General features: G+C 72.1%; 7 protein-coding genes. 4 read left to right on the top strand and 3 right to left on the bottom strand.

Going from position 1 to position 4,791, the window contains the following annotated elements:
• A partial coding sequence (locus B4E30_RS00250) for a molybdopterin-dependent oxidoreductase (RefSeq protein WP_286793007.1) occupies positions 1 to 733 on the top strand: 733 nt, incomplete at its 5' end.
• Positions 730 to 1,161, top strand: coding sequence for a hypothetical protein (locus B4E30_RS00245; protein WP_286793005.1), 432 nt, complete (start codon positions 730 to 732; stop codon positions 1,159 to 1,161). The genes B4E30_RS00250 and B4E30_RS00245, both read left to right, overlap by 4 nt.
• On the opposite strand, the gene B4E30_RS00240 is transcribed toward B4E30_RS00245, so the two are convergent.
• Genes B4E30_RS00240 through B4E30_RS00230 form a run of 3 tightly spaced genes read right to left on the bottom strand, consistent with a single transcriptional unit; the run spans position 1,059 to position 3,092 of the window.
• Positions 1,059 to 1,748, bottom strand: a complete 690-nt coding sequence (locus B4E30_RS00240) for a class I SAM-dependent methyltransferase (protein WP_286793003.1) — start codon at positions 1,746 to 1,748, stop codon at positions 1,059 to 1,061. The genes B4E30_RS00245 and B4E30_RS00240 overlap by 103 nt on opposite strands.
• Positions 1,749 to 1,797: 49 nt before the next feature.
• A complete protein-coding gene (locus tag B4E30_RS00235; protein WP_286793001.1) occupies positions 1,798 to 2,436 on the bottom strand; it encodes a TIGR04282 family arsenosugar biosynthesis glycosyltransferase in 639 nt (212 codons plus the stop codon).
• Positions 2,433 to 3,092 carry a glycosyltransferase family 2 protein gene (locus B4E30_RS00230; protein ID WP_071045805.1) on the bottom strand — a complete coding sequence of 220 codons (660 nt, stop codon included), beginning with the start codon at positions 3,090 to 3,092 and terminating at the stop codon, positions 2,433 to 2,435. The genes B4E30_RS00235 and B4E30_RS00230 overlap by 4 nt, the downstream gene beginning before the upstream one ends.
• 123 nt (positions 3,093 to 3,215) lie before the next feature.
• Between B4E30_RS00230 and B4E30_RS00225 the strand changes: the two genes are divergently transcribed.
• Both B4E30_RS00225 and B4E30_RS00220 read left to right on the top strand, forming a co-directional pair.
• On the top strand, positions 3,216 to 3,959 hold the full coding sequence (locus tag B4E30_RS00225) for a response regulator transcription factor (protein ID WP_286792999.1): 744 nt from the start codon (positions 3,216 to 3,218) through the stop codon (positions 3,957 to 3,959).
• Positions 3,956 to 4,791 (top strand): sensor histidine kinase (locus B4E30_RS00220; protein ID WP_286792998.1); only part of this gene is annotated, 836 nt, incomplete at its 3' end. The genes B4E30_RS00225 and B4E30_RS00220, both read left to right, overlap by 4 nt.

Genomic DNA, 4,791 nt, shown 5'->3' with positions numbered 1-4,791 from the left:
CGCGGTCAAGCTGCCCCTCATCGTGGGGTTCTGGCGCGCCCGGCCGGTCGACCCGGCCGCGGAGGATGCGCCGCCACGGCGAACGTGGCCCGAACAGCTTCCGACCGACCCGCACGAGGCACCGACCCAGAGCGAAGCCGTCTCGCGTCGCGGCGCGCTGATCGCGGTCGGAGCCTCGGCCGGAGCGATCCTGCTCGGCACCGCCGGACAGACCATCGCGCCGCTCGCGCCGCTCGCGGTGCTGTCGCCGCGGCGCCCCGGAATCGGGCCGCAGGGACTCCCGATCAACCGCACCGCCGCTGAGGCAGGCGTCGCGCAGAGCGCCCGGGCGGAGGATTGGATGCTCGAGGTGGCCGGGGCGCGGTCCCGCATCCGACTCACGCGTGACGATCTCGCCGCGCTGCCGCAGACGACCGCGGACCTGCCGATCGCCTGCGTCGAAGGATGGAGCCAGACGGCGACGTGGACGGGAGTTCGCCTGCACGATCTGATGGACCTCGCCGGCGGTACGACAGGCACGGGTCTGCGGATCACGAGCCTGCAGGTGCGTGGGGCGTTCTCCCGCACGGCGATGCCGCAGGTCTACGTCGAGGACCCCCTGACCCTGGTCGCGCTCCGACTGCACGGCGACGAGCTCGACATCGATCACGGCTACCCGGCCCGGATCATCGCACCGGGTCGGCCGGGTGTGATGCAGACGAAGTGGCTGAGCAGCATCGAGGTGCTGCCGTGACGGCCGCGCGGCTCGCCATCGGCGCGTTCGGGCTCGCGCTGCTCGGGTACGCCGCCGTGCTGGGGCTGACGACCGTCGCGCCCGCTCAATACCCCGCGGTGATGTGGTGGGTCTTCACGGCGATCGTGGTGCACGACGGGCTCATCGCACCGGTGGTGGTCGCGTTCGGCGTCATCGGGCGCGGCACCGCGCGTCGGATCGGGCCGGTCGCGGCCGCCGTCGCACGAGCGACGCTCGTGGCAGCCGCCTGCTGCTCGCTGGTGCTCATCCCCGGGCTCGTCGTGCGAGCGGTCGGAGCGCGCAACCCGACGATCCACGTCGTGGACTACCCGCTGGTGCTCGCCGGACTCTGGATCGCGGCGGTCGTCGTCGCCGGCGCCGCCGTCCTGATCGGGAGTCGTCGCGGCACCGTCGCGGTCACGAAGTGACGTGATCCGCTCCGCACGTGCGCAGCACCCGAGAAACCCGCGTCCTGCGCAGCTCGCACGACGGTTCGCCACCCGGCGCGCGCCCACGGGAAGGCATCGCTCTCCCTCCCCGCCGCATCCACGACGGTGAACAGCGACCGCTCGTCCAGGTCTCGGTCGGCGTCCGTCTCGACGACGAGCCGCCCCTCCGGTGCCAGCAGCTCATGGCACCGCAGGAGAAGGGCTCGAGGGTCTCCGCCGATGCCGATGTTCCCGTCCATCAGCAAGACGGTGCGCCACCGTCCTTCGAGCGGCAGACGATCGAAGATCGAGCGCTCCAGTGCGGGGGTCCCTTCGGCCCGCGCTCGCCGCACCGCGGCCGGTGACACGTCGATACCCATGGCCGCCGATGAACGCTCCGCCGCCGCACGCACCATCCGGCCCGGGCCGCACCCGACGTCGAGCACCGGTCCCTCCGCCGTCCCGAGCGCGGCCAGGTCGTCGCGATCGGCGGGCCCGCCGAGCGCGACGAAGTTCCACTCCTCCGCGATCTCGCCGTTGGTGAGGCGTCGCAGCTGCAGCACGCCGTCCCGACCGCCTTCGAGCATGCGTGTGTACGGATCCGCGCCGCCGGCGGCGAACCGCGACGCGGGCACATCAGCCGACACGCGCCGCGCCCGCCTGGATGCCCTGCCACACCGCCGCGAAACGCCCACCGGGGGCGTCTTCCGCGACGCGACGTGCGTCGTCGGCGCGGTCCACGTCGCGCACGACGGCGAGATCGCGCACACGCAGCCCTGCCTGCACGAGACGACGTCGCTGCTCGCGTCCCGTGGACGAGGTCGACATGCTCACCCCGCGGATGAGCGACCCGTCCGGCTCACGCATCGCCAGGGCCCAGAACCCCCCGTCCTCGGCGGGCCCGAAGTAGCCGTCGACGTCGTCGGGCCACGACCGGACCGGCCCGGCGATATGCGCCCGCGTGAGCTGGGGGGTGTCCATGCCGATGAGCAGCAGTGGCCCGTCAACGGCATCGAACAGATGCCCGAGGCGGGCATCGAGGTCACCCTCGGGCTGCGGCATCACCTCCAGATCACGATGCTCCTGCGCGACTCTCCCCGCGAAGAACAGGATGCGGCGCGCGACCGGGAGAGAGCGGACCAGGTCGATCGTGTCGTCGAGGCTCGCGCGCGCGAGGCGCGCGGCTTCCTCGGGCAGCAGGGGCGGCGTCAGCCGCGTCTTCACGCGCCCCGGCACGCACTCCTTGGCGACGACGGCGACCGTCAGATCGTTCACGAGACCTCCCGGAGAACGCGAGACATGTCCGAGATCGCGGTCGCGGTGCCGCGCACCGTGCCGGTCACCTTCGACACACCCACGCGTGGTCGGTAGAGCACCGGTGTCTCGCCGATGCGCCAGCCGGCGACAGCGGCACGCAGAACCGTCTCCAGAGGATATCCGCTGCGGCGATCGCGGACGCCCAGTTCGAGCAACGGCACCCGGTTCGCGGCGCGCATCGGGCCGAGGTCGCTCAGCGGCACGTGCGCTGCGGCGGAGATGCGGCGTGCGAGATAGCGGTTCGCCACACGCGCATGCCAGGGCCATGCCCCGCGGCCCTGCATGACGCGCGACCCGAGCATCAGGTCGCGCTCGCCGCGGGCGACGGGACCGACGACGTCGGGAAGCTGACCGAGGTCGAAGGACGCATCGGCGTCGGCGAAGGCGACGATCGGCGCCTCTGCGGCGACCAGTCCCGCGTGAACCGCCGATCCGTAGCCGCGCCGGGCTTCGTGGACGACGGTCGCGCCGGCTGCCGCCGCGACCTCCGCCGAACCGTCGCTCGATCCGTTGTCGACCACGATCGCGCGGTAACCCTCCGGGAGGCGCGCGAGCACATCCGGCAGGGCCGCCGCCTCGTCGAGGCACGGAAGCACGACATCGACACGAATCATGATCCGACGCTAGCCGCTCGCGCGGCCACGAGGGCCAACGGCGATCATTACGAATCACGGACGGCGGCACGCAGGGGACGCACGCAGCCGCCGGTGGGCGGGGATCGCCCGTAGGGTGATCACGTGAGCACGTCGCCGCACCGCAGTGGCGATCTCGAAGGTCGCCGCATCCTCGTCGTCGACGACGACCCCACCGTCGCCGAGGTCGCCGCCGCCTACCTGTCCGTCGCCGGCTTCGTCGTCGACGTCGCCGCGGACGGCGTCGAAGCCCTCCGGCGGCTCGAGACGCTCGCCCCCGATCTGGTCGTGCTCGATGTGATGCTGCCCGGAATGGACGGCATCGAGACCTGTCGCCGCATCCGAGCCGGCGGGGACACAGCCGTGCTCATGCTCACCGCCCGCACCTCGGCGGACGACCGCATCGTCGGGCTCGAGGCCGGCGCCGACGATTACCTCACGAAGCCCTTCTCACCCAGGGAGCTCGTGCTGCGGGCGCAGTCGGTGCTGCGCCGCACGCTCGCCGAGGCGCGCCCGGAGGGGCCGGTCGTCTGCGGCGGGTACCGCATCGACCCGGCCGCCCGCATCGCCGCCCGCGACGGCGAGGAGCTGGCTCTGACCGCACGGGAATTCGATCTCCTCGAGTACCTCGCACGCCGCCCGGGACAGGTGTTCGATCGCCGGCGACTCCTCCAGGCGGTGTGGGGGTGGTCCTTCGGCGACCTGTCGACGGTCACCGTGCACGTGCGTCGCCTGCGCGAGAAGATCGAGCCCGACAGGTCCCGGCCCCGCCATCTGGTCACCGTGTGGGGTGTCGGGTACCGCTTCGATCCGACCGGTGAACCCCCCGGAGAAGGAGGGGCATCGTGAGTGTACCGGACCTGGTCGCCGTCGTGGCGATCACCTTGTCGATCAGTGTCGCGGCGGGGATCGTCGGTGTCGGCGTGCTGCTCCTGCTGCGCCGCACACCGCTGTACACGCAGCTGGCCACCGCCCTGACGGTGGGGGTCGTGTCGGTCGTCGTGAGCATGATCGCCGTGGCGAACCTCATGTATCTGTCGCCCCACGACCTGGTGGTGGCCATCGCCGTCGCGATCGCGGCGGGCGTGAGTTCGCTCCTCGTCGCGGTCACGCTCTGCGTGTGGGTCGCGGGCAACATCCGTGCGCTCTCCCGCGCCGCGGAACGCATCGGCAACGGCGAGGTCGTGGTCGTGTCGTCTCGCGCCGGGAGCGCCGAGTTCGCCCGCGTCGAGGAGGCTCTCGCGCACACGAGCGAGCAGCTGCGGCTCTCCCGCGAGCGCGAAGCCCGCGTCGAGGCGTCCCGCCGGGAACTGGTGGCGTGGATCTCGCACGACCTGCGCACGCCGCTGGCGGGCATCCGGGCGATGGCCGAGGCACTGGAAGACGAGATGGTCGACGACCCGGGCAGGTACCACCGCCAGATGCGCTCCCAGGTGGATCTGCTCACCTCCATGGTCGACGACCTCTTCGATCTCTCCCGGATCGACGCCGGTGCGCTGCGCCTGCGGTTCGAGGACGTCGCGCTGCTCGATGTCGTCAGCGACGCCGTCGCCGATGTCCGTCCGGCTGCGGGCGACCGGGAGATCACGGTGGACGGCGACATGCCGCGGGATCTGTCGGTGCGGGTGGACGCCGGCGAGCTCTCACGAGCGGTCGGGAACCTGCTCATGAACGCCGTGCA

It is taken from the genome of Microbacterium sp. UBA3394 (genome assembly GCF_002358725.1).
GTDB classification, from domain to species: Bacteria; Actinomycetota; Actinomycetes; order Actinomycetales; family Microbacteriaceae; genus Microbacterium; species Microbacterium luteum.
Note: the sequence above shows the minus strand (reverse complement) of the source record. Positions and strands in the feature narration are given on the sequence as shown.